This is a genomic window from Achromobacter sp. NCFB-sbj8-Ac1-l (assembly GCF_052695805.1).
Window position 1 is genome coordinate 197,580 of the sequence record NZ_CP199812.1, and the last position, 23,155, is coordinate 220,734.

General features: G+C 67.0%; 18 protein-coding genes. 5 read left to right on the plus strand and 13 right to left on the minus strand.

Annotated elements, in window-relative coordinates; all coding sequences use genetic code 11:
- Window positions 1-23: 23 nt before the first annotated feature.
- The 6 genes from mlaD to ACUDP5_RS01000 form a co-directional block, all read right to left on the minus strand.
- Window positions 24-524 carry an outer membrane lipid asymmetry maintenance protein MlaD gene (gene mlaD / locus ACUDP5_RS00975; protein WP_263912822.1) on the minus strand — a complete coding sequence of 167 codons (501 nt, stop codon included), beginning with the start codon at window positions 522-524 and terminating at the stop codon, window positions 24-26.
- 12 nt (window positions 525-536) lie between these two features.
- Window positions 537-1,325 carry a lipid asymmetry maintenance ABC transporter permease subunit MlaE gene (gene mlaE / locus ACUDP5_RS00980; protein WP_263912823.1) on the minus strand — a complete coding sequence of 263 codons (789 nt, stop codon included), beginning with the start codon at window positions 1,323-1,325 and terminating at the stop codon, window positions 537-539.
- Window positions 1,322-2,158 (minus strand): ABC transporter ATP-binding protein, encoded by an 837-nt coding sequence (locus tag ACUDP5_RS00985; protein WP_263912824.1) that lies wholly within the window; start codon window positions 2,156-2,158, stop codon window positions 1,322-1,324. Before ACUDP5_RS00985 ends, mlaE begins: the two co-directional genes overlap by 4 nt.
- A 264-nt stretch (window positions 2,159-2,422) precedes the next feature.
- Window positions 2,423-3,484, minus strand: coding sequence for an NAD(P)H-dependent flavin oxidoreductase (locus tag ACUDP5_RS00990; RefSeq protein WP_445657962.1), 1,062 nt, complete (start codon window positions 3,482-3,484; stop codon window positions 2,423-2,425).
- A gap of 18 nt (window positions 3,485-3,502) precedes the next feature.
- A complete protein-coding gene (locus ACUDP5_RS00995) occupies window positions 3,503-4,480 on the minus strand; it encodes a Bug family tripartite tricarboxylate transporter substrate binding protein (RefSeq protein ID WP_263912826.1) in 978 nt (325 codons plus the stop codon).
- Window positions 4,481-4,514: 34 nt separating this feature from the next.
- The gene (locus ACUDP5_RS01000; RefSeq protein WP_445657963.1) at window positions 4,515-5,720 is read right to left on the minus strand and encodes a YbfB/YjiJ family MFS transporter; all 1,206 of its coding nucleotides are present in this window, start codon (window positions 5,718-5,720) and stop codon (window positions 4,515-4,517) included.
- A gap of 65 nt (window positions 5,721-5,785) precedes the next feature.
- On the opposite strand from ACUDP5_RS01000, the gene ACUDP5_RS01005 reads away from it, so the two are divergent.
- Window positions 5,786-6,658 (plus strand): LysR family transcriptional regulator, encoded by an 873-nt coding sequence (locus tag ACUDP5_RS01005; RefSeq protein ID WP_263912828.1) that lies wholly within the window; start codon window positions 5,786-5,788, stop codon window positions 6,656-6,658.
- A gap of 16 nt (window positions 6,659-6,674) precedes the next feature.
- Here ACUDP5_RS01005 and ACUDP5_RS01010 read toward each other — a convergent pair whose 3' ends face one another.
- The 6 genes from ACUDP5_RS01010 to ACUDP5_RS01035 form a co-directional block, all read right to left on the minus strand.
- Window positions 6,675-7,313: an OmpW/AlkL family protein gene (locus ACUDP5_RS01010; protein ID WP_175193304.1), complete on the minus strand. Its 639-nt coding sequence runs from the start codon at window positions 7,311-7,313 to the stop codon at window positions 6,675-6,677.
- 152 nt (window positions 7,314-7,465) lie between these two features.
- Window positions 7,466-7,993 (minus strand): chromate transporter, encoded by a 528-nt coding sequence (locus tag ACUDP5_RS01015; RefSeq protein ID WP_445657964.1) that lies wholly within the window; start codon window positions 7,991-7,993, stop codon window positions 7,466-7,468.
- Window positions 7,990-8,568, minus strand: coding sequence for a chromate transporter (locus ACUDP5_RS01020; RefSeq protein ID WP_445657965.1), 579 nt, complete (start codon window positions 8,566-8,568; stop codon window positions 7,990-7,992). The genes ACUDP5_RS01015 and ACUDP5_RS01020 overlap by 4 nt, the downstream gene beginning before the upstream one ends.
- A 127-nt stretch (window positions 8,569-8,695) precedes the next feature.
- On the minus strand, window positions 8,696-10,162 hold the full coding sequence (locus tag ACUDP5_RS01025) for a glutamate synthase subunit beta (protein ID WP_445657966.1): 1,467 nt from the start codon (window positions 10,160-10,162) through the stop codon (window positions 8,696-8,698).
- Window positions 10,163-10,170: 8 nt separating this feature from the next.
- Window positions 10,171-14,910, minus strand: a complete 4,740-nt coding sequence (locus ACUDP5_RS01030; protein WP_263912831.1) for a glutamate synthase-related protein — start codon at window positions 14,908-14,910, stop codon at window positions 10,171-10,173.
- 368 nt (window positions 14,911-15,278) lie between these two features.
- Window positions 15,279-16,049: a hypothetical protein gene (locus tag ACUDP5_RS01035; protein WP_263912832.1), complete on the minus strand. Its 771-nt coding sequence runs from the start codon at window positions 16,047-16,049 to the stop codon at window positions 15,279-15,281.
- A 232-nt stretch (window positions 16,050-16,281) separates the two neighbouring features.
- Between ACUDP5_RS01035 and fghA the strand changes: the two genes are divergently transcribed.
- The 3 genes from fghA to rpoH all read left to right on the plus strand — a co-directional run bounded on the left by fghA (window position 16,282) and on the right by rpoH (window position 19,006).
- Window positions 16,282-17,145, plus strand: a complete 864-nt coding sequence (fghA, locus tag ACUDP5_RS01040; RefSeq protein WP_263912833.1) for an S-formylglutathione hydrolase — start codon at window positions 16,282-16,284, stop codon at window positions 17,143-17,145.
- A 97-nt stretch (window positions 17,146-17,242) separates the two neighbouring features.
- On the plus strand, window positions 17,243-17,932 hold the full coding sequence (locus ACUDP5_RS01045; RefSeq protein WP_175193299.1) for a hypothetical protein: 690 nt from the start codon (window positions 17,243-17,245) through the stop codon (window positions 17,930-17,932).
- 189 nt (window positions 17,933-18,121) lie between these two features.
- Complete coding sequence (rpoH, locus tag ACUDP5_RS01050; protein WP_445657967.1) at window positions 18,122-19,006, plus strand: RNA polymerase sigma factor RpoH; 885 nt, start codon at window positions 18,122-18,124, stop codon at window positions 19,004-19,006.
- Window positions 19,007-19,332: 326 nt separating this feature from the next.
- On the opposite strand, the gene ACUDP5_RS01055 is transcribed toward rpoH, so the two are convergent.
- The gene (locus ACUDP5_RS01055; protein WP_445657968.1) at window positions 19,333-20,172 is read right to left on the minus strand and encodes a phosphodiesterase; all 840 of its coding nucleotides are present in this window, start codon (window positions 20,170-20,172) and stop codon (window positions 19,333-19,335) included.
- Window positions 20,173-20,359: 187 nt separating this feature from the next.
- Here ACUDP5_RS01055 and ACUDP5_RS01060 point away from each other — a divergent pair, with 187 nt between their 5' ends.
- Window positions 20,360-23,152, plus strand: a complete 2,793-nt coding sequence (locus ACUDP5_RS01060; RefSeq protein WP_263912836.1) for a cation:proton antiporter — start codon at window positions 20,360-20,362, stop codon at window positions 23,150-23,152.
- Window positions 23,153-23,155 lie beyond the last annotated feature (3 nt).

Below are 23,155 nucleotides of genomic sequence, written 5' to 3' on the forward strand. Positions count from 1 at the left end.
TGGCCGCATCGGGCGGATTGTCTTTAATTCGGGGCGTTCGCTTCGGGGGCGGCAGCCGCTTTCGAGCCTTCTTTTTCGGCCGAGCCGTACAGGAACTTGCTGATCAGCTGCTCCAGCACGACGGCGCTTTGGGTATAGCGGATTTTCCCGCCATCGGCAAAGTTGTCTTCTTCGCTGCCCGGGGTCAAGCCCAGGTACTGTTCGCCCAGCAGGCCGGACGTGAGGATGGCCGCGGACGAGTCCTTGGGGAACTGGTAGGCGGTTTCCAGGTTGATCGCCACGACGGCCTGGAAGGTCTTGTCGTCAAAGGAGATCTTGGCGATCCGGCCCACCACCACGCCCGCGCTTTTCACGGGCGCGCGGACCTTGAGGCCGCCTACGTTATCGAAATTGGCCGTCAGCGTATAGGTGGGAGCGAAAGAAAAGGTGCTCAAGTTGCCGGCGCGCAACGCCAGGAACGCCAGCGCGGCCGCGCCCAGCAAGATGAACAGGCCTACCCAAATGTCGGTTTTTTCGCGTGACATGATCGATCCGTTTCAGTTTCCAAACATCAAGGCGGTGAGCAGGAAGTCCAGCCCCAGCACCGCCAGCGAGCCCACCACGACCGTGCGGGTGGTGGCGCGGGCGACGCCTTCGGGAGTGGGCTTGGCCTGCCAGCCTTCGTAAAGCGCGACCAGCGTCACGGTGACGCCGAACACCAGGCTTTTGATGACGCCGTTCAGGACGTCTTTCCAGACATCGACACCGCCCTGCATCTGCGACCAGAAGGCGCCGGCGTCGACGCCGATCATCAGGACGCCCACGACCCAGCCGCCCAGGATGCCCACCATGGAGAACACGGCGGCCAGGATGGGCATGGCGATGATGCCGCCCCACAGGCGCGGCACCAGGACGCGGCGCATCGGGTCGACCGCCATGACTTCCATGGCGGACAGTTGTTCACCGGCCTTCATCAGGCCGATTTCAGCGGTAAGCGACGTGCCGGCCCGGCCGGCGAACAGCAGTGCCGTGACCACGGGGCCCAGTTCGCGCACCAGAGACAGCGCGACCAGCAGGCCAAGAGATTCCTCGGCGCCGTAGCGGTTCAAGGTGTAGTAGCCCTGCAGGCCCAGCACGAAGCCCACGAACATGCCGGACACGGCGATGATCAGCAGCGAGTAGTTGCCGATGAAATGGATCTGCTGCGATACCAGCCGCGGGCGCGACAGCGCGATGCCGCTGCGCGCCAGCATGGCGCCGAAGAAGCGGGTGAAGTAGCCGATGCCGGCGATGCGGGTGCGCACCCAGCCGCCCAGCGCGCCGATGGCGTTGTTCGATGCGTTCATGCGCGGCGCCCTTGTTGTTGCGCCAGCCACTTCTGGAAAGCCGGCGTTTCGGGGTACTGGAACGCGACCGGACCGTCGGGTTCGCCTTTGAGGAATTGCTGCACGTAGGGGTCTTGCGAGGCCGACAGGCTCTCGGGGCTGCCGGCGGCCTTGAGTTCGCCCTGCCCCACCAGGTAGACCTGGTCGGCGATGGCGAAGGACTCGTGCACGTCGTGGGTGATCAGCACCGAGGCGCAGCCCAGGCGGTCGGCCAGGCTGCGGATCAGGCGGGCGGTGATGCCCAGCGAGATCGGGTCCAGGCCGGCGAAGGGTTCGTCGTACAGGATGAGTTCGGGTTCCAGCACCACCGCGCGGGCCAGCGCCACCCGGCGGGCCATGCCGCCGGAGACCTCGGCCACCTTCAGGTGGGCCGCGGCGCGCAGGCCCACGGCATCGAGCTTGTCCAGCACCCGTTCGGTGATGTCGGACTCGGCCAGCCGCGTGTGCTCGCGTAGCGGAAACGCCACGTTTTCGAAGACATTCAGGTCGGTGAACAGCGCGCCTTGCTGGAACAGCACGCCCATGCGCTTGCGCAGGGATTGCAGTTCGGACGGCGTGGCGCGGGCGATGTCCTGGCCGAACGCCAGCACCGTGCCTTCCTTGGCGACGAGCTGGCCGGTGGCGGCCCGCAGCAGGGTCGTCTTGCCGGAACCGGAGCCGCCCATGATGGCGACCACCTGGCCCGGGCGCGCTTCCATGGAAATGTTGCGCAGGACGGTGAAATCACCGTAGCCGAGCGCCACGCCTTGCAGGTGCAAGGCAAATTCCGGGGGGCTGCTGGTTTGAGCGGGCATGGGCAACAAGAACGGGTGTTTCGGTGGCGGCGGCCCTGCCGCCCCGCTCGGGCGCGGGCGGGACGATGGCCGGCGCGAGCGAGACAGGCTGCGTCGGGAAGCGCCCTGTTACTCATATGCCGGGGACAGGAAGACAAACTGTTGCACCCAGCGGCGAGGGGCCATTGTAGCCCGACGAACTGTCACCGCAGTGCGGTATGTCAGTTCGTGGAACAGTGTTTTCGCCCCGGGGAACAATCGGCGGGCCGTCGGCCGGCCCTCGCGTCAGCCGCGCGAGCGCGCCGTTGCGGTTTCGCGGACCAATCGGGCGACCAGCGCGGCCGTGCTTTCACGCCGTGCCAGCGGGGCCCCCTGGCCCGCCCAAAGGGACAGAACGGCCACGTTGCCGGCCTTGCCGCCCGCCGTGCGCATCGGCCGCGTCAGCGCATTCTGCAGGGGGTACGGCAGGATGTCGTCTGATAATTGGTCGGCATCCCGCATGAAGGAGTTCACGATGCCGCGGGCCGGACGTCCGGAAAACGCCCGGGTCACCCGGGATTGCTCGGCGCGCGAGGCGGGTAGCACCGCCTTGTAGGCGTCGTTGATGCCGGCTTCGTCGGTGGTCAGGAAGGCCGTCCCCATTTGTGCGGCCTGGGCGCCCAGGGCCAGGGCGGCCGCGATGCCGCGGCCGTCCATGATGCCGCCCGAAGCAATGACGGGCACCGACACCGCGTCGGCGATCTGCGGCACCAGCGCCATGGTGCCGATCAGCGAATGCTCGAAATCGTCCAGAAAAGTGCCCCGATGACCGCCCGCTTCGGCACCCTGGGCCACGATGGCGTCCACCCCGTCCTGCTCCAGGGCCACGGCTTCGCGCACCGTGGTGGCCGTGCCGACCGTCAGGATGCCCAGTTCGCGGCAGCGCGCCAGCGCATCGGCGGGCATGCGGCCGAACGTGAAGCTGAAGACTGCCGGCCGCACGCGCAGCACGGCGTCGATCTGGCCGGGCAAGGGGTCCGCCTGCGGCCCGGGGGCGGCGGGCGCCGGCAGGCCCAACTGGTCGTGGTAGCGCGCCAGCAGGTCCAGCATGCGGGAGGCATTGCCGTGGTAGGGCTGGTCCGGCACCGAGGCGAACAGGTTGATCGCAAACGGCCGGTCGGTGCGTTCGCGGATCGCGCCTGCGGCCGCGTCAATCTGCTCGGGCGTCAGGTAAGCCGCTCCCAGGGATCCCAGGACGCCCGCCTTCGACGCCTCGGACACCAGCTCGACCGTCGTCGCGCCGCCGGCCATGGGCGCCTGGATGATGGGGTGGTCGAGCTTGAGCTGATCGAGAAGGCGGGATGCCATGGGAGTCTCCTGGTTGGGTTACTGAAGCTGGATGTTTCCAGCCTTGATGACGTGGTCCCACTTGGCCGTTTCGCTCTTGATGAACGCGCCGAATTCCTCGGGCGTGCCGCCGCCGGCCTGGCTGCCGGTGTCGGCGATGGCCTTCTGCACGTCCGCTTCCTTCAGGATGCGGTTGAGCTCGGCGTTGAGCTTGGCGATGATGGGCGCGGGGGTGCCGGCGGGGGCGACGATGCCCTGCCAGTTGTACGACTCGAAGCCCGGCAGGCCGGATTCCGCCATGGTGGGCACGTCCGGCAGCACCGCCAGGCGCTGGGCCGACGTCACCGCGATGGGGTGGATCTTCTTGCCCTGGATGGCGGGCAACGCCGAATAGCCCATTTCGAACATCATCGAGATGTGGCCGCCCATCAGGTCGGTGGCAGCCAGGCTGCCGCCCTTGTAGGGCACATGCACGATGTCGATCTTGGCCTGTTCGCGGAACATTTCGCCCGACAGGTGATGCGCGCCGCCCACGCCCGATGAACCGAACGACAGCTTGCCCGGCTGCTTCTTGGCCATGGCGATCAGGTCCGCCAGCGTCTTGACCGGCAGTTCGTTGTTCACGCTGAGCACCAGCGGGCTGTTTTCGATCAGGATGACCGGCGCCAGGTCCTTGAGCGGGTCATAGGGCATGTCCTTCATCAGCGACGGGTTCACGGCCATCGGCGCCAGGTTGCCGGTGCCGATGGTGTAGCCGTCGGGGGCGGCCTTGGCGATGAGGTTGGTGCCGACGACGCCGCCCGCCCCGGCCTTGTTTTCCACCACGATGGGCTGGCCCAGCGATTCGCCCAGCTTGCGCGCCAACAGGCGCACCCGGGTATCGGCAAAGCCGCCCGGGGCGTAGGGCACGATCATGGTGATGGGTTTGGCGGGCCAGTCGGTGGCCTGGGCCTGTGCGACGCCGCTGAAGGCGGCGAAGGCCGCCAGGGCAGCGACCAAGGGGCGTAGCGATTTCATGCTGGGTGACTCCTCTTTCTAATGTGATGGGTTCCTAGGAACCCATCGCATTATGCCCAGCGTTGGGGGCGGCGACGCTGATTTTTCCCAGGCGCCAGGCCGACAGCGCCAGCAGCACCGCGCCGCCCGCCAGCACTTGCGGCAGGCCGGCGCCCCAGCGGGCCGCGCCCGAGGCCAGCAGCGGGCCCAGGATCTGCCCGGCGGCAAAGGACGACGTCATGATGGCGGCGGCGCGCGGCGCGGCCGGCCCGGCCAGCCGCTGGGCGGCCAGCATGCCTGCCTGGGTGATGACCATGAAGGTGCCGCCCACCAGGATGGCGGCGACGATGACGGCGGCGATGTTGTGCCAGATCGCCGCGGCCAGCATGCCCAGCGCCATCACCGCTTGCGCGCCGCGCCAGACCGCCTTGTCGTTCAGCGCCTGCGCCACGCGGGGCGCAAGCAGGCAGGACAGCGCGGCCGCCAGGCCGAACAGCGGCCAGGCCCAGCCGAACACCGCGGGGTCGGGAATGATCTCGCGGGCCATGGCCGGCAGGAACGTGGCGGGAATGATGTAGCCGGCGCCGAAGATGCCGTAGTGCAAGGCCAGCCGGCCGATGGCCGGCGGCAGGCGGGCAGGCGCGGCCACCGTTCCCAGGTGCGCCTTGGCGTCGGCGCGGGACAGGCGCGGCCAGGCCAGCGCGGACAAGCCCAGGGTCAGGATGCCCAGCGCCGTCCAGTTGCCGTTGGCGTCGGCGCCCGCGGCCATCAGCGCCAGGCAGGCCAGGCCCGTCAGGGCGATGCCGGCGCCGACCCCGGCGTAGGTGATGGCGGCGACGGCTGGCCGGCGCGGATCGTCGGCGGCCACAGGCCGGGCGGCGGCAATGCAGATGAAGGCGCTGGCGCTGGCGTAGCCCGCCGCCAGCCGTAGCAGGGCCCAGGCCAGCACGCCATGGAACCCGGGCATCGCCAGGGTCAACAGGCCCACGGTCAGCAGGCTGGCGGCCAGCATGGTGCGTGGATGGCGCGGGGGCCGCACGGCCGCGGCCAACGCGCCCAGCAGATAGCCCGCGTAATTGGCCGATGCCAGCCAGCTGCCCTGCGCCAACGACAACCCGGCCTCCTGGGCCATCAGCGGCCAGACGGGGGTAAAGGCGAACCGGCCGATGCCCATGGCGGCGGCCAGCGCCAGCGCGGCGGGCCAGGCCAGCGAGGCGGCTCCGCGCGGGCGGACGGAATCAGGGTGGGCGGCTATTGACATGGCTCCCACTCTACGGCTGTACTAATATCTTGAATAGTGAATTATTAAGAACTTAAGTTCTTGAAATGAGAAACTTAGACCTCGACGCGTTGCAGATCTTCAAGGCGGTGGCCGACCACGGCGGCGTGGCGCGCGCCGCGGCCCACCTGAACCGGGTGCAGTCCAACGTGTCCACGCGCCTGAAGCAACTGGAAAGCTCGCTGGCCGCGCCGCTGTTCCGGCGCCAGAACCGGCGCCTGGTGCTGTCCGACCAGGGGCGCGTGCTGCTGTCCTATGCCGACCGCCTGCTGCGCCTGTCGGCCGAGGCCCAGGCGGCGGTGCGCGACGGCGCGCCGCAGGGCCTGCTGCGCATCGGCACCATGGAAAGCACGGCCGCGGCGCGCCTGCCGCCCATCCTGGCGGCCTACCATGCGGCCTGGCCGCAAGTGCGTATCGAACTGGTCACCGGCACGTCGGGTGCATTGGCCGCCAAGGTGCGCAACTACGAGATCGAAGCGGCGTTCGTGGCCGAACCGTTCGACGGCCAGGGGCTGGCGCAGCAGCCGGTTTTCCAGGAAGAATTGGCGCTGATTTCACCCTTGGCCTGGCCCGAGATCCGCGGCCCCGAAGACGTGGGCGACCGCAGCGTCATTGCGTTCACGGCCGGCTGCTCGTACCGCCGCATCCTGGAATCATGGTTCAGCCAGGCGGGCGTGGCGCCGGGCAAGGTGATGGAATTCGCGTCCTACCACGCCATCGTGGCCTGCGTGGCCGCGGGATCGGGCGTGGCCATCGTGCCGCGCTCGGTGCTGGCGGTGCTGGGGGCGCAAGCGTCGCTGCGTGTCATGCCCCTGTCCGGCCAGCATGGCCGCGCGCAGACGCAGCTGGTCTGGCGCGCAGATGACGAAACGCCTGCATTGCAGGCGTTCCAGGACTTGCTCGCGCAGCGCCGCCCTTGATGGGCGGGCATGGGGGTCAGAAGCGGTAGCCGACGCCCATGGTCAGCACCCACGGGTCGATGCGTGCGGTGCCGATGTGTTCGCCGTTCAGCTTCACCTTCGACTTGATGTCGATGTAGCGGATGTCGGCGTTCATGAACCAGCGTTCGTTGATCTTGATGTCCGCGCCCAGTTGCGCAGCCACGCCCCACGAGTCGCCCATCTTCAGGTCCGATCCCTTCAGCGCGCCTTCGGCCTTGGTGTCGAAGAACTTGGTGTAGTTGATGCCCACGCCGATGTAGGGCTGGACCATGCTGTCGGGCAGGATGTGCCATTGCAGGCTGAGCGTGGGCGGCAATTGCTTGCTCGAACCGATCTTGCCCAGGCCGCTGCCGTGCACGTCATGCTGGAACGGCCAGGCGCCCAGCAGTTCGATACCGATGTTGCGCGTGGCCATGTAGGCCAGCGTGAAGCTGGGGCGCACGTTGTTGTTGGCATCGAGCTTGACGCTGCCGTCGAGCACGGTGCCGTTGTTCGATGCGGGGCGAACCTGCGTTGCGCCGACCCGGAACAGGATGTCGCCGGCTTCGTGGGCCTGGGCGGGGGCGGCAAACGCGCCGGCAGCGATCAGGCCGGCGATGGCGGTGGCGCGGATACGCCCATTCAGCGAAAACATTTTCTTCTCCGATCTTTCCATGGGGTGAGTGGAAAGGTTCGCAGACCCGGCGCCGGGGCCGGTTGATATGCGTCAAACGCTGCGGGCAAGCCGGCGCCGCCGTGGCTGCACTGCAACAACGGGCAGCGCAGACGGCAAGCGCAAGGGGGGAATCAGGCCAGCGCGGCCAGGAACACGGCGGCGCCCACCGCCAACATCAGAAAGGGGCTGACCCGGGTATAGACCAGCACCAGCGTGGACGCGGCGGCCACGCCCCAGGCCCAGGCACCGCCTTCAGCGGCGCGCAGCACGGTGCAGGAAGACGCCAGGATCATGCCGGCGGCGACCGGCACCAGTCCGGCTTCGATGGCGCGCACGCAGGTGGCGTGGCGGTAGCGCGCCCAGACCCGCGCCAGCGCGTAGATCAGCAGCGAACAGGGCAGGAAGATGGCGATCGACGCCGCGATCGCGCCGCCCCATCCGCCCACGTGCCAGCCGATCAGCGTCACCAGCAACGACGCCGGACCGGGCGTGATGCGCGACAGTGCGAAGTAGTCCAGGAATTGCGACTCGTTGATCCAGCCATAGCTGTCCACCGCCTGGCGGTGGATGTCGGGCAGGATGCTCTGGCCGCCGCCCACCGTCAGGAACGACAGCGGCGTGAACACCGAGAACAGGTCGTGCAACAGGGCCAGGTTCATGGGCGCCGCCCTTGGCGCCGCAAGCGGCTGTAGGCGATGCCGATGGACAGCGGCGCCATGGCGCCCACCACCCACAGCAAGGGCAGGCGCAACAGGAAGATCGCGGCGAAGGTGATGCCCATGACTGCGGTCGGTACCCAGCCCACCAGCGCGCGCCGCGCGGCGCGCAGGCCGGTCTGCAGCGACACGCCCACCGCTGCAGCCGCCACGCCCGCCATGGCCATGTGCAGCCCCTGTGACTGCGCCAGGCTGGCGAACAGCGCGGCCACGCCGATGGCCACGACCATCGGCGGCACCGTGATGCCCAGGCCGCCCAGCAAGGCGCCGGGGCCGCCGCGCAGCCGAAAGCCGATCCAGATGGCCAGGTTCACCACGTTGACGCCGGGAAACGACTGCGCCAGCGCCAGGCCGCTGAGAAAATCGGACTCTGACATCCACCGCCGTTGCTGCACGAATTCGCGCAGCATCCAGCCGCTCAGGCCGCCGCCAAAGCTGGTCAGGCCGACCTTGGTGAAGGCCAGGAAAATCTGCGGCAGCGTCGGCGGGGCGGCAAGCTCGGGTTCGGGGGCGGACATGGCGGGGGGCGGCGGCGGGGTCGATGCCGCATCTTACGGAAACGAAAGTGTCGGTTGCCTGAAAAGACTTCGCCGCCTTGGCACTGGATGCGCAAGGCGGCGAAATCAGGGCGTTACGTGCCGGGGATCAGCGCGGCAATTCGCTCGATCCCATCAGATAGGCATCCACCGACCGCGCGCACTGACGGCCTTCGCGGATGGCCCAGACCACCAGGGACTGGCCGCGGCGCATGTCGCCGGCGGTGAAGACCTTTTCCACGCTGGTGCGATAGTCGTCGGTGTTGGCGCGCACGTTGCCACGCGCGTCGCGATCCACGCCGAACGCATCCAGCACCGTCTGCACCGGCGACACGAAGCCCATGGCCAGCAGCACCAGGTCGGCCTTGATCTCGAATTCCGAGCCTTCGACCTCGCGCATCTTCATCTGGCCGGTGGACTCGTCCTTGAACCACTCGACGCGGGCGCCGACCAGCTTTTCGACCTTGCCGTTGCTGCCCTTGAGCAGCTTGGTGGTCACGGACCAGTCGCGGTCGCAGCCTTCTTCGTGCGACGACGAGGTGCGCATCTTCAGCGGCCAGTACGGCCACGTCATGGACTTGTTCTCGGACTCGGGCGGCTGGGGCATCAGCTCGAATTGCGTGACCGAGGCCGCACCGTGGCGGTTGCTGGTGCCCACGCAGTCGGACCCGGTGTCGCCGCCGCCGATCACCACCACGTGCTTGCCCTTGGCCAGCGTCTGGTTGGTGAGGCGGTCGCCGGCCACGGCCTTGTTCTGCTGGCGCAGGAAGTCCATGGCGAAATACACGCCCGACAGTTCGCGCCCGGGCACCGGCAGGTCGCGCGGGGTCTCCGAACCGCCGCTCATCACCACGGCGTCGAACTCGGCCAGCAGCGACTGCGGGGTGCGCACGGTCAGGCCGTCAGCGACGGCATCCGACGGGTTGCCGACGTAGGTCGACGGCGCGAATTCCACGCCTTCGGCTTCCATCTGCGAGATGCGGCGGTCGATCTGGTGCTTTTCCAGCTTGAAGTCGGGGATGCCGTAGCGCAGCAGGCCGCCGATGCGATCGCTCTTTTCGAACAGGGTCACCGAGTGGCCGGCGCGCGCCAGTTGCTGGGCGCAGGCCAGGCCGGCCGGGCCCGAACCCACCACCGCGACTTTCTTGCCGGTCTTGCGGGCAGGCACCAGCGGGGTCACCCAGCCTTCGGCCCAGCCCTTGTCGATGATGGCGTGCTCGATGGACTTGATGCCGACAGCGTCGCTGTTGATGTTCAAGGTACAGGCGGCTTCACACGGCGCCGGGCAGATCCGGCCGGTGAACTCGGGGAAGTTGTTGGTCGAGTGCAGCACGTCCAGCGCACGGCGCCAGTCCTGCTTGTAGACCAGGTCGTTCCAGTCCGGAATGATGTTGTTGACCGGGCAGCCGTTGTTGCAGAACGGGATGCCGCAGTCCATGCAGCGCGCCGCCTGCTGCTTGGCCTGGTCATCGGTCAGGTGCAGCACGAATTCGCGCCAGTTCTTCAGCCGCTTCTGCGGGGCCTCCGAGGCCTCCTGCAGACGCTGAAATTCCATAAAGCCGGTAATCTTTCCCATGGTATCCCTCACGCAGCCAGTTGTTGCGGGTTGGCTGCACGCCACATTTCACCCAATGCGCGGCGGTAGTCCGTCGGCATGACCTTTACGAATTTGCCGCGCGATGCTTCCCAGTCGCCCAGGATTTCGCGGGCGCGGAAGCTGCCGGTGTAGCGGAAGTGGTCTTCCACCAGGCGGCGCAGGATGGTTTCATCCGTTTCGCGCTCGCCACCGCGCTGCGCGCTGTGCCAGATGTCGATGTTGTTCTGGGCCTGTTGTTCCGCATGCGGAACCACGGCTTCCAGTTCGACCATCGACAGGTTGGCGCGATGCTTGAGCGTGCGCTCGGGGTCCCACACATATGCCACGCCACCCGACATGCCCGCCGCGAAGTTGCGGCCGGTAGCGCCCAGCACCACGACGGTGCCGCCGGTCATGTATTCGCAGCCGTGGTCGCCCGTGCCTTCCACCACCGTGGCGGCGCCCGAGTTGCGCACCGCGAAACGCTCGCCAGCCACGCCGTTGAAGAACGCTTCGCCGGCCAGCGCGCCGTACAGGACGGTGTTGCCGGCGATGATGTGGTCGGGGCCGAAGCCGCGGAAGTCGTTGGGCGAGCGCACGATGATGCGGCCGCCGGACAGGCCCTTGCCCACGTAGTCGTTGCCTTCGCCCACCAGGTCCATGGTGATGCCATGGGCCAGGAACGCGCCGAAGCTCTGGCCGGCCGTGCCGTTGCACTGGATGTGGATCGTGTCGTCCGGCAGGCCGTCATGGCCGTAGCGCGATGCCACCGCGCCGGACAGCATGGCGCCGATGGTGCGGTTGCGGTTGCGCACCGGCACGATGAACGAGACCTTCTCGCCGCGCTCCAGCGCCGGCTTGCTGCGTTCGATCAGCTGGTGATCCAGCGCGCCGGCCAGGCCGTGGTCCTGCTCTTCGGTCTGGCGCACGTCGGCGTCGGACTGGGTCTGGTGGAATACGCGGGCAAAGTCCAGGCCCTGGGCCTTCCAGTGTTCGACGCCCGAGCGCATGTCCAGCAGGTCGGCGCGGCCGATCAGGTCATCGAACTTGCGGATGCCCAGTTGGGCCATGATCTCGCGCACTTCCTCGGCGATGAAGAAGAAGAAGTTGACGACGTGTTCGGGCTTGCCCTGGAACTTCTTGCGCAGCACCGGATCCTGCGTGGCCACGCCCACCGGGCAGGTGTTCAGGTGGCACTTGCGCATCATGATGCAGCCTTCGACGACCAGCGGGGCCGTGGCGAAGCCGAATTCATCGGCGCCCAGCAGCGCGCCGATGACGACGTCGCGACCGGTCTTCATCTGGCCGTCGGCCTGCACGCGGATGCGGCTGCGCAGGCGGTTCAGCACCAGCGTCTGCTGCGTTTCGGCCAGGCCCAGTTCCCAGGGCGTGCCCACGTGCTTGATGGACGACACCGGCGATGCGCCCGTGCCGCCGTCGTGGCCGGCGATCACGACGTGATCGGCCTTGGCCTTGGCGACACCCGCGGCCACCGTGCCCACGCCCACTTCCGACACCAGCTTGACCGAGATCGATGCCTTCGCATTGACGTTCTTCAGGTCGTGGATCAGCTGGGCCAGGTCTTCGATCGAGTAGATGTCATGGTGCGGCGGCGGCGAAATCAGGCCCACGCCCGGCACCGAATAGCGCAGCTTGGCGATGTATTCCGACACCTTGTGGCCGGGCAACTGGCCGCCTTCGCCGGGTTTGGCGCCCTGCGCCATCTTGATCTGGATCTGGTCGGCCGACGACAGGTATTCAGCGGTGACGCCAAAGCGGCCCGACGCGACCTGCTTGATCTTCGAGCGCAGCGAGTCGCCCTTCTTGAGCGCCACGTCGGCTTCGATGCGGTCCGAACCCAGCAGCGAGGCCAGCGTATCGCCGTCCTTGATGGTGCTCTTGCCTTCGCGCATTTCGGCGCGGTAGCGCAGTTCGTCTTCGCCGCCTTCGCCGGTGTTGGACTTGCCGCCGATGCGGTTCATGGCCACGGCCAGCACCGAGTGGGCTTCGGTCGAGATCGAACCCAGCGACATGGCGCCGGTGGCAAAGCGCTTGACGATGTCCTTGGCCGGTTCGACGTCATCGAGCGGAATCGCACGCGACGGATCGAAGCGGAACTCGAACAGGCCGCGCAGCGTCATGTGGCGACGGCTCTGGTCGTTGATGATCTGCGCGTACTCTTTGTACGTGCGGTAGTTGTTGGCGCGCGACGCATGCTGCAGCTTGGCGATGGAATCCGGCGTCCACATGTGCTCTTCGCCGCGCACGCGATAGGCGTATTCGCCGCCCGCATCCAGGTCGTTGGCCAGCACCGGATCGGTGCTGAAGGCCGCGCGGTGCTGGCGCAGCGCTTCTTCGGCCACCTGGAAGATGCCGATGCCTTCGATGTTGGACGAGGTGCCGGTGAAGTACTTGTTCACCAGGCTGCTCTGCAGGCCCACGGCTTCGAAGATCTGCGCACCGGTGTAGGACATGTAGGTGGAAATGCCCATCTTGGACATCACCTTGTTCAGGCCCTTGCCGATCGCCTTGATGAAGTTCTTGACGGCCTTTTCCGGGTCGTTCATCTTGCCCAGCGATTCCAGCGCCAGGTAGGGGTGAATCGCCTCGGCGCCGTAGCCGCCCAGCAATGCGAAGTGGTGCACTTCGCGGGCCGAGCCGGTTTCGACCACCAGGCCGGTGTTGGTGCGCAGGCCCGCGCGGATCAGGTGCTGGTGCACGGCCGACGTGGCCAGCAGCGCGGGAATCGCCACGCGCTCGCTGTCGACCAGGCGGTCCGACACGATCAGGATGTTGTAGCCGCTTTGCACCGCATCCACGGCCCGGGCGCACAGCGCGGCCACGCGGGCTTCGATGCCTTCGGGGCCCCAGGCGGCCGGGTAGGTGATGTCCAGTTCGAAGCTGCGGAACTTCTTGCCGGTGACCTGTTCGATGTCGCGGATCTGCGCCATGGCGGCGAAATCCAGCACCGGCTGCGACACTTCAAGGCGCAGCGGCGGGTTGACGTTGTTGATGTCCAGCAGGTTGGGCTTGGGGCCGATGAACGACACCAGCGACATCACCATCTGTTCGCGGATGGGGTCGATGGGCGGGTTCGTGACCTGGGCGAACAACTGGCGGAAGTAGTTGTAGAACGGCTTGGCGCGGTCGGACAGCACGGCCAGCGGGGCGTCGTTGCCCATCGAGCCGATCACTTCCTCGCCGGACGTGGCCATGGGTTCCAGGATGAACTTGTAGTCTTCCTGGGTCCAGCCGAAGGCCTGCTGGCGGTCCAGCAGCGACACGGACGATTGCGTCGCCACGGCGGCCTGGCGCGGGGCCGGCAGCGATTCCAGCTTGATCTGCAGGCGCTCGATCCACTGGCGGTACGGGCGGCTGTTGGCCAGCTGCAGCTTGATTTCGGCGTCGTCGATGATGCGGCCCTGTTCCAGGTCGATCAGGAACATCTTGCCCGGCTGCAGGCGCCACTTCTTGACGATGCGGTTTTCGGGAATGGACAGCGTGCCGGCTTCCGAGGCCAGGATGACCATATCGTCATCGGTGACCAGGTAGCGCGCCGGGCGCAGGCCGTTGCGGTCCAGCGTGGCGCCGATCTGGCGGCCATCGGTGAACGCGACGGCGGCGGGGCCGTCCCACGGCTCCATCATGGCGGCGTGGTACTCGTAGAAGGCACGGCGGCTTTCGTCCATCTGCGTGTGCTGTTCCCAGGCTTCCGGGATCATCATCATCATGGCGTGGGCCAGCGAGTAGCCCGAATTGACCAGCAGTTCCAGGCAGTTGTCGAACGTGGCGGTGTCGGACTGGCCTTCGTAGACGATGGGGTAGAGCTTTTTCAGGTCGTCGCCCAGCACGGCCGACTGCATCATGCCCTCGCGGGCGCGCAGCCAGTTGAAGTTGCCCTTGACCGTGTTGATTTCGCCGTTGTGGGCGATCATGCGGTACGGGTGGGCCAGCGGCCAGGCGGGGAAGGTGTTGGTCGAGAAGCGTTGGTGCACCAACGCCAGCGCGGACACCGTGCGCGGGTCGGCCAGGTCGCGGTAGTAGCGGCCCACCTGGTCGGCCAGCAGCAGGCCCTTGTAGACCACGGTGCGCACCGAGGCCGACGGCACGAAGTATTCCTTGCCGTGCGCCAGGTGCATGTGCTGGATGGCGTGGCTGGCGGTCTTGCGGATCACGTACAGCTTGCGCTCGAGCGCGTCGGGCACCATCACGTCGGCGCCGCGGCCGATGAACAGCTGGCGGATCACCGGCTCGCAGTCGCGCACGGTGGGCGACATGGGCATGTCGACGTCCACCGGCACGTTGCGCCAGCCCAGCACCACCTGGCCCTCGGCGCGCACCGAGCGTTCCAGCTCTTGTTCGCAGGCCAGACGCGAGGCGGTTTCCTTGGGCAGGAACACCATGGCCACGCCGTATTCGCCGGGCGGGGGCAGGGTGATGCCGTGCTGGGCGAATTCCTCACGGTAGAGCGTGTCGGGAATCTGGATCAGGATCCCGGCGCCGTCGCCCATCAGCTTGTCCGCGCCCACCGCACCGCGGTGATCCAGGTTTTCCAGGATCTTCAGGCCCTGCTGGATGATGGCATGGCTTTTCTTGCCCTTGATATGTGCCACGAACCCCACGCCGCAAGCGTCGTGCTCGTTCTTGGGGTGGTACAGGCCCTGGGCAGGCGGCATGCCGATGCGGGTGGCATCGATCGGGGTCGCCTTGGGGGTGGGACAGGAGTCGTTCGGGGTAATTTGGGGCATGGCGCGCTCCGCAGTGAGCCTGCGTCGTAATGTTGCAGTGCAGGAGACGGACAATACCCCCGTCAACAGTAGGGTGCAACAGGAATATAAGGGGTATGACCCTAATTAAAAGAATGCACCGTCATAGAGCATTAATATGGTGACGTATCAAAGCCCTTGCCAAATAAGGCTTGGCGAGGGCACGCCTTCCGGGCGGCCAGGCCAAGGGTAGTGAAATCCCTATTTTCCCGATGTTTCGTCCCCGTTTATTTTGATGTTTTCGCGTCACCGGGACGCTGCGGAGAACAGCGTCGGCAGGCACGAACGCAAGCGGCCGGCGGCGGCTTACCGCGTGTCGGCAATGAAAAAAAGCGCCCGAAGGCGCTGTGTCAGGAAGTCGAACCGGATGGGGTTGGCGGCGAGACGGGAGCAGGCGTCGCCGCCTGTTCGGTGTCGGCAGCGGGCGCGGCCGGCTTCTTGCGCGGGCGGCCACGCTGCCCGGGCGCGACGCGGCGGCTGGCGGTGTGCGCCAGGCTGGCGATGAAGTTCGCGCCGCCCAACGCCCATTGGCCGGAGACGGCTTGGTCGATGCGCTGCGTTTCTTCGCGCGACAGGCCGTCTTGCAGGCGCTTGCGGTAATTGGCCTGGCGGTCGAACGGCGTATTGCCACACGCCCAGTAGTCGGCGTGGTCGGACTGCCATTGTGCCGGTGCGGCCGAGGTGTTGCCGGTATGGCTGGAGGCCGACGACCAGGGCCAGGAATCGGGATCTTGCGAGGCGCCGCTGCGCACGGGGTAGGTTTCCAGCCAGACCAGGGCGGGCAGCACCCAGGCGCCCGGCTCGAGCAATGCAGACCGGTAGCGGCCCGCGAAGACGCGGCCGCCCCGCAGGCGCGCGGCCAGGTTGCGGCCCAGCGTCTGCATCAGGCGCGGCAGGCCTTCTTCGTCGGCGGGCGTGGCCAAAAGCAGAATGCGGTCGTTGGCGAGCAGCCAGCCATGGACCGAGACCCGGTGGCGCTGGGCGGATTCGCCCAGCCACGCGGCAAGTTGGTTGAGGATATCGGCCGGGGCGGGCTGGGACGGCGCCGCCAGCGGCTGAATGAAGTTGGCCTGCACCAGTTGGGGCAGCCCAGGGGCGTACAGACGGGGCAGACGGGCCATAGTGTCAGGGCTTGCGCTTCCAGAAGAACGGGTTGTCTTCTCGTACTTATATAAATAGTGCCACGGTGGACGCTGGTCAAGCCCCGTGATCACAATATGGGCACGGAATCGATACTTTTTATAAGAAGGACCCCGTTTCGGGCAGGTTAACATTCGGCGACGGATCGTCGTACCGTGGATATACCCTAATCCCGACCGTGTTCATTTCAGCCTCAGCCCCCGGAGATCGCTCATGCCCGCCGCCCTGGAACTCATTTCCCAGCATCGCTGTTTTGGCGGCACGCAGCGCTATTACCGCCACGATTCGGCCGAGATCGGCCTGCCGATGCGTTTTTCGGTGTTCGTCCCGCCCCAGGCTGAGCAGGGCCCCGTGCCGGCGCTGGTCTACCTGGCCGGCCTGACCTGCACCGAAGAGACCTTCATGATCAAGGCGGGCGCCCAGCGCCTGGCCGCCGAACTGGGCGTGATGCTGGTGGCGCCCGACACCAGTCCGCGCGGCGCCAGCGTGCCGGGCGAAGACGAAAGCTGGGACCTTGGCACCGGTGCCGGCTTCTATGTGGACGCCACCACCGCGCCCTGGCGCGGCCACTACCGCATGGACAGCTACGTCACGCGGGAACTGCACGGCATCATCACCCGTGCCCTGCCAGGCGACGCCGCGCGGGTCGGCCTGTTCGGCCACTCGATGGGTGGGCACGGCGCACTGGTGCTGGCGTTGCGCAACCCGGGCCAGTACCGCTCGGTGTCGGCCTTCGCGCCGATTGCCGCGCCCAGCCAGTGCCCCTGGGGCAAAAAGGCGTTCGGCGCCTACCTGGGTGACAATCCGGACGACTGGGCGGCCTATGACGCTTCCCTGTTGATGCGCGGCCTGCGCCAGCCCTTCCCCGGCGGCATCCTGGTCGACCAGGGCACGGCAGACCAATTCCTGGCCGAACAGTTGTATCCCGAGGTTTTCGAAGCCGCCTGCGCCGCCGCGGGCCAGCCCCTGACCCTGCGTCGCCAGGACGGCTACGACCACGGCTACTACTTCATCTCGACGTTCATCGAAGATCACATCCGGTTTCACGTCGAGCGGCTTGGAAAGCCAGCCCCCTGACGTCTCGCTTCTATACTGGGCAGCCTGCCGGGGCAGGCTGTCGGCGCCGTGTGCACCAGACTGCCCGTCCCGGCGTTCTTGTTAAGGACCGCCTGATTTGATCAACGGAATCGCTCCCTTCGTCTGGATCCTGCTGGCCGCGATCGTCCTGTTTCTGCCGGGCATCGCCATGCTCCTGGGCAAGGGCGGCCCGCGCGACGAGCGCGGCCGTCGCACCTTCCAGTTCCGCCCGGTGCGGCGCCTGTTCGGCCTGATGCTGTTGCTGCTGGGCGGCGTGTCCGGCTTGCTGGCCTTGTCCCTGGTGCAGTTCTTCAGGCTGACCACCGACCAGCCGGTCGCCCGGATCGAGGCCCGCCAGCAGGCCGATGGCCAGTTCCAGGTCAGCGCCACCGCGCCGGGCGTGGGCGCCCGGCAATACGTGCTGTACGGCGACCAGTGGCAGATCGACGCCCGCGTCGTGCGCTGGCGCCTGCCGGCCCTGATGGCCGGCGTGCCGCCGCTGTACCGCCTCGAGCGCCTGTCCGGCCGCTACAGCGACACGGCGCGCGAAGCCTCGGCCACGCGCTCGGTGCACGCGCTGGACGACTGGCCCGCGCCGGACCTGGGCCAGCTCAAGCAAAGTTTCCCGAACTGGTTCCCCTTCGTCGATGTCCAATTCGGCAGCGCGGCCTACATGCCGCTTTTCGACGGCGCGAAATACCAGGTCTTCCTGGACCCCCGCGGCGCCCTGTTCGTCCGGCCGGACGGCGAGTCCACCGCCGAGGGCCTCAAACGCTTGGGCTGGTAGGGGGAGCCCGGGGCGGGAGCTGCCCGCCCTTGGGGCGGCCAGGCAGGCGGGCGGTTATGAATTTAAATTGGGGACGTGTTGCGAGAAGGAAACTTTGACGCGCCGCAATAGTCGAATTAGCACTCCCTTTACTAGAGTGCTAACATCGAATCCATGTCTTTACCCCTTCGCTTTCCGGAGACCGCCGCTATGAAACAACCCAGTACCTCGTTGGCCGCTTCCGGCAACGCCCTGGCGTTGGCCATTGCCAATCCGGGCGCACTCGGCACGATCGACGCGTACATTTCCGCAGTCAACCGCCTGCCGGTCCTGTCCGCCGAGCGCGAGACCGAACTGGGCCGTCGCCTGCGCGACCAGGAAGACCTGGGCGCCGCGCGCGAACTGGTGCTGTCGCACCTGCGCCTGGTGGTGTCGGTAGCTCGCCAGTACCTGGGTTACGGCTTGCCTCACGCCGACCTCATCCAGGAAGGCAATGTCGGCCTGATGAAGGCCGTGAAGCGCTTCGATCCCGAGCGCGGCGTGCGCCTGGTGTCGTTCGCCGTGCACTGGATCAAGGCCGAAATCCACGAATACATCATTCGCAACTGGCGTCTGGTCAAGGTGGCCACCACCAAGGCCCAGCGCAAGCTGTTCTTCAACCTGCGCAGCATGCGCCCCGACGGCCAGACGCTCGACCCCGAACAGGTCGACCACATCGCGCGCGAACTCAACGTGCGCCGCGAAGACGTCAGCGAAATGGAAGTGCGCATGTCCGGCCGCGACATGTCGCTGGAAAACCAGGATGACGATGACGACAGCTACGCGCCCATCGCGTACCTGTCCGACGAAGGCCGCCAGGAACCGACCCGCGTGCTGGAACGCGCCGCACGCGATCAGCTGCAAAGCACGGGGCTGTCCAGTGCCCTCGAAGCGCTGGATGCGCGCTCGCGCCGCATCGTCGAAGCCCGCTGGCTGCAAGACGACGGCGGCGCCACGCTGCACGAACTGGCCCAGGAATTCGGCGTATCCGCCGAACGCATCCGCCAGATCGAAGCGGCTGCACTGAAGAAAATGCGCGGCAACCTCGCCGCCTGATGCTTGCGTCGCACCACGTAAAAGGGCTGCCGTGTGCAGCCCTTTTCATTTGCGGGTGCAACCCCGCGAGGCGGGGCGCAGGCCGCTCGTGCGAGCCCTTCCCTATGTCAATAAATTGATACAAATTCATCGCGAAATAACGCGCGATTCCAGAAACTTAATGAGGTGCGCACCGCCTAACTTCACGTAGACCGCAAACTTTGGTTGGCAGTCTTGTCATCCGTCTCGGCTTCTCCTCTTTCCCCTCCCCTATGAGACGGATGCTTGCGGGGCACCACGCATATGGTGCCCCGTTTTTTATTGCGCGCGCCAAACGCACCAGGTCGCTAAGCCGCCTGCGCGCTGCCCGGCTCGGCCTGCGCCGTATGCCACAGGGCATCCTGGACGCGCCGCACGCCGGTGGCCATCGAGCCGTCTTGATAGAGCTTGATCCAGCGATAGCCCGGCGCCAGGTTGTCCACCACATGCTTGCCGTCGCGGATGCTGAACTGAAAGCAGGTGGATGGGGTGGCCAGCATGCGCAGGTTGTGCCGGCGGCGATCGAATTCGTGGTGCACGTGGCCCCACAGCAGCACGCGCACCTGCGGCCAGCGCGTCAACAACTTGAACAGCGCCTGCGGGTTGTCGATCATCATCGAGTCGTGCCAGTGGCTGTCGATCTGCATCGGGTTGTGATGCATGGCCAATAGCGTGTGCCGTCCGGCCGCCTCGGCCAGGGCGGCTTCCAGCAAGTCCAGCTGGCTGTCGGGCAGATGGCCGGCGTTCGAACCCGGCACGGTGGTGTCCAGCGACACCACCCGCCAGGCGCCCACGTCCGTCACGGGCGCCGACCATTCGGGCAGTTCCTGGCGCATCGCCGCCGGCAGGTCGTGGTTGCCGGGCAGGCAGCGGATCTGCGCGCCTTCCAGCGCCGGGGCCGAGCCGAGGGTGGCCGCCAGGCGGCGGTAGGCCGCGGGCTCGCCGTCCTGGGACAGGTCGCCGGTGGCCAGCAGCAGGTCGGGATGCTTGCCGTCGGCCTCGATCTGGCGCAGCACCGCGCGCAGGCTGGCGTCGGTATTGACGCCCAGCATCACGGTTTCGGGCTCGCCGAACAGATGGCAATCGGTCAATTGGACAAGCATGGCCGGGGGATCGTTGCGCCGGGCCAGGGTGTGGACGCGTGCCAAGTGCGGCTCCTGCAAAGTTCTGCACGGCCCTTACCTTACCGAAAAAGTCGCGGCTCGGCGCATGCCCGGTGGCAGGGATGGCGTAACGAAACGTGGTGGTGCAGGCGCCCGCGGCAGGACTTGCACGAAAACCCGCTATTCTTGTGGAACTTCTCACAAGCTTCATGATCGGGACGCGGCGTTTTCCATGGATGTAGGTTTTCTCGTATTCGGCCTGGCCGGCCTGTTGACGCTGGTGTGCTTCATGCCGCCCCTGGCCGGTCGCCTCAAGCTGCCCTATTCGGTGCTGCTGGCTATCGTCGGCTGCTTGCTGGGCATCATCGTGCACGTGCACGGCTGGGCGCCCAGCTGGATCGGCGATTTCCTGGATTCGCTGGAACGCTTCGAGATCTCGTCCGAGACCTTCCTGATGGTCTTCCTGCCGGTACTGCTGTTCGAGACCGCGCTGTCCATGAACGTGCGCCGGCTGATGGACGACATCGGGCCGATCCTGATGATGGCCATCGTGGCCGTCGTGGTGTGCACGGTGGTGGTGGGCGTGACGCTGGACGCCATTTCACCCTATGGCCTGGTGGTGTGCCTGCTGCTGGGCGCCATCGTGGCCACCACCGATCCGGTGGCGGTGGTGGGCATCTTCCGCGAAGTCGGGGCCCCCAAGCGCCTGACGACGCTGGTCGAGGGCGAAAGCCTGTTCAACGACGCGGCGTCGATCGCGTTGTATTCGGTGCTGCTGGCCGTTCTGGGTGGCCACGGCGAACTGACCGTCAGCGGCATCTTCAACGACTTCATCGTGCACTTCATCGGCGGCGGCATTGCCGGCTTTGCCATGGGGCGCCTGGCCTGTTTCCTGTTCGCCTGGCTGCGCGGCTTTCCCACCGCCGAGATTACGCTGACGCTGACGCTGGCCTATCTGTCGTTCTTCATTTCCGAGCACTACTTGAACGTGTCGGGCGTGGTGGCCACCGTGATCGCCGGCCTGGTGGTCGGCTCGACCGGGCGCACGCGTATGTCGCCCACCACCTTCGAATACCTGTCCAGCGCCTGGGAGCAATTCGGTTTCTGGGCCAATTCCCTCATCTTCCTGTTCGCGGCCATGCTGATTCCCAAGCTGATGGCCGCGGCCGATTGGCAGGAACTGGTGCTGGTTGGCGTCGTGTTCGTGGTGACCCTGGTGGCGCGTGCGATCGTGGTGTTCGGCCTCTTGCCCCTGCTGGGGCTGACCCGGCTGGGCACCAAGGTCAGCAATCCTTATAAGGTGGTGATGCTGTGGGGCGGCCTGCGCGGCGCCGTGTCGCTGGCGTTGGCGCTGGCCGTGACCGAGCAGACGGGGGTACCCGAAGAGGCGCGCCAGTTCATCGCCGTGGCCACCACCGGTTTCGTGCTGTTGACGCTGTTCGTCAATGGCATCAGCCTGCGGCCGCTGATCCGCATGCTGGGGCTGAACCAGCTGTCGCCGGTGGAACGCACCATCCGCAACCAGGCGCTGGCGGTGGCGCTGGAGGACCTGCAGGGCAAGACCGACGAAGTGGCCAAGACCGAACACATCGGCACCGAGGTGCGCGACCGCATCCGCGCCGTGTTCGACGCCAGCCTGACCAGCGTGCACGACGGCCAGGTCAGCCAGATGAGCGACGAGCAGCGCGTATCGGTGGGCCTGGCGATCGTGGCGCAGCGCGAAGAGGAAATGTTCTTCGACGTTCTCAAGGCGCAAATCGTCGACTGGCGCATGGCCGAGGCGCTGCTGGCACGGGCCGAACGGCTGGAGGATGCCATCCGCATGGGCGGCGTGCCCGGTTTCGAACGGGCCATCGTGGCGGACGTACGCTATTCCACCGGGTTCCGGCTGGCGTTGCGGTTGCATTACCTGTTCGGCTTCCAGGGCTGGCTGGCGCGCGAGCTGGGACAGCGGTTCGCCAACCTGATGAGCAAGCGGTCGGTCGCGCAGCGCCTGATCGTATTCGCGCGCGAACAGATCACGCCCCTGCTGGGCGAAGCCGCCACGCAGCGCATCGTGTCGCTGCACCAGCGGCGGCTGGACCTGATCGACAACGCCATGCAGGCGCTGAACCTGCAATATCCCTCGTATGCCCAGTGGCTGCAGGAAAGCTACCTGGGCCGCGTGGCCCGCGAGCTTGAACGCATCCGCTATCGCGACATGCTCGAGCAGTTCCTGATCAGCGGCGAGGTCTACGCCGACCTGATGGCGCAATTGAAGAGCCGCTGGGCGCACATCGACACGCATCCGCCGCTGGACATCGAAATGAGCGCGGCCGACCTGATCAACCGCGTGCCGCTGTTCGAAGGCCTGTCGGCCGATTCGCTGCGGGCCATCAGCAAGCTGCTCAAGCCGCGCCTGGCGCTGCCCGACCAGCGGGTCCTGACCAAGGGGCGGCACGGCGAGGAAATGTGTTTCGTGGCCTCGGGCGCCGTGGCGGTGCACCTGCCAGACAACACCATGATCGAGCTGGGCAGCGGCGAATTCTTTGGCGAACTGGGCCTGTTGGGCGAGCAGCAGATTGCGCCGGAAGTGACGTCGCTGGGCTACAGCAAGCTGCTCATGCTGTCGTCGCGGGATTTCCACGCGCTGCTGGCGCGCGACGAGCATTTGCGTGAGCGCATCCAGGTGGTGGCCAAGCAGCGGTTGCGCGCCATCGAGGTCTGGAAGCAGTTTTCGCAGGCGAACGCCGCGCCGGCGCCCGTGGTGCCTGCTCCGGCTTCCGTGCCGACGCCTTCGCAGGCCGCCGAGGCGGCCGAGGCCGCGGGGGCGGGGTCGGCGGATACGGGCGGTATCGATGTGCAAGCGTCGCGTGCACTGCGAGAGGCCGGCGACCATGGCGTCAGCCCGCACGAGGTTATCCAGCCCGATGCCGCTCGGCCCGCCCCGCTTGCGCAGGGGGAGTTGCAGGCGGGGGATGGGGCCGCGGATGACGCCGCGCGGCGCGACCCGCTGCTGGGCGAGCCCGGCGTGCAGCCGCGCTAGCGC

What these genes read in the sequence shown, in the direction of transcription:
- ACUDP5_RS01010 (WP_175193304.1), bottom strand. Translation starts at nt 7,313, where the DNA reads ATGTTTTCGCTGAATGGGCGTATCCGCGCCACCGCCATCGCCGGCCTG.
- ACUDP5_RS00990 (WP_445657962.1), bottom strand. Translation starts at nt 3,484, where the DNA reads ATGGCATCCCGCCTTCTCGATCAGCTCAAGCTCGACCACCCCATCATC.
- ACUDP5_RS00995 (WP_263912826.1), bottom strand. Translation starts at nt 4,480, where the DNA reads ATGAAATCGCTACGCCCCTTGGTCGCTGCCCTGGCGGCCTTCGCCGCC.
- ACUDP5_RS01015 (WP_445657964.1), bottom strand. Translation starts at nt 7,993, where the DNA reads ATGAACCTGGCCCTGTTGCACGACCTGTTCTCGGTGTTCACGCCGCTG.
- ACUDP5_RS00985 (WP_263912824.1), bottom strand. Translation starts at nt 2,158, where the DNA reads ATGCCCGCTCAAACCAGCAGCCCCCCGGAATTTGCCTTGCACCTGCAA.
- ACUDP5_RS01035 (WP_263912832.1), bottom strand. Translation starts at nt 16,049, where the DNA reads ATGGCCCGTCTGCCCCGTCTGTACGCCCCTGGGCTGCCCCAACTGGTG.
- fghA (WP_263912833.1), top strand. Translation starts at nt 16,282, where the DNA reads ATGCCCGCCGCCCTGGAACTCATTTCCCAGCATCGCTGTTTTGGCGGC.
- ACUDP5_RS01020 (WP_445657965.1), bottom strand. Translation starts at nt 8,568, where the DNA reads ATGTCCGCCCCCGAACCCGAGCTTGCCGCCCCGCCGACGCTGCCGCAG.
- ACUDP5_RS01030 (WP_263912831.1), bottom strand. Translation starts at nt 14,910, where the DNA reads ATGCCCCAAATTACCCCGAACGACTCCTGTCCCACCCCCAAGGCGACC.
- ACUDP5_RS01005 (WP_263912828.1), top strand. Translation starts at nt 5,786, where the DNA reads ATGAGAAACTTAGACCTCGACGCGTTGCAGATCTTCAAGGCGGTGGCC.
- rpoH (WP_445657967.1), top strand. Translation starts at nt 18,122, where the DNA reads ATGAAACAACCCAGTACCTCGTTGGCCGCTTCCGGCAACGCCCTGGCG.
- mlaE (WP_263912823.1), bottom strand. Translation starts at nt 1,325, where the DNA reads ATGAACGCATCGAACAACGCCATCGGCGCGCTGGGCGGCTGGGTGCGC.
- mlaD (WP_263912822.1), bottom strand. Translation starts at nt 524, where the DNA reads ATGTCACGCGAAAAAACCGACATTTGGGTAGGCCTGTTCATCTTGCTG.
- ACUDP5_RS01000 (WP_445657963.1), bottom strand. Translation starts at nt 5,720, where the DNA reads ATGTCAATAGCCGCCCACCCTGATTCCGTCCGCCCGCGCGGAGCCGCC.
- ACUDP5_RS01060 (WP_263912836.1), top strand. Translation starts at nt 20,360, where the DNA reads ATGGATGTAGGTTTTCTCGTATTCGGCCTGGCCGGCCTGTTGACGCTG.
- ACUDP5_RS01025 (WP_445657966.1), bottom strand. Translation starts at nt 10,162, where the DNA reads ATGGGAAAGATTACCGGCTTTATGGAATTTCAGCGTCTGCAGGAGGCC.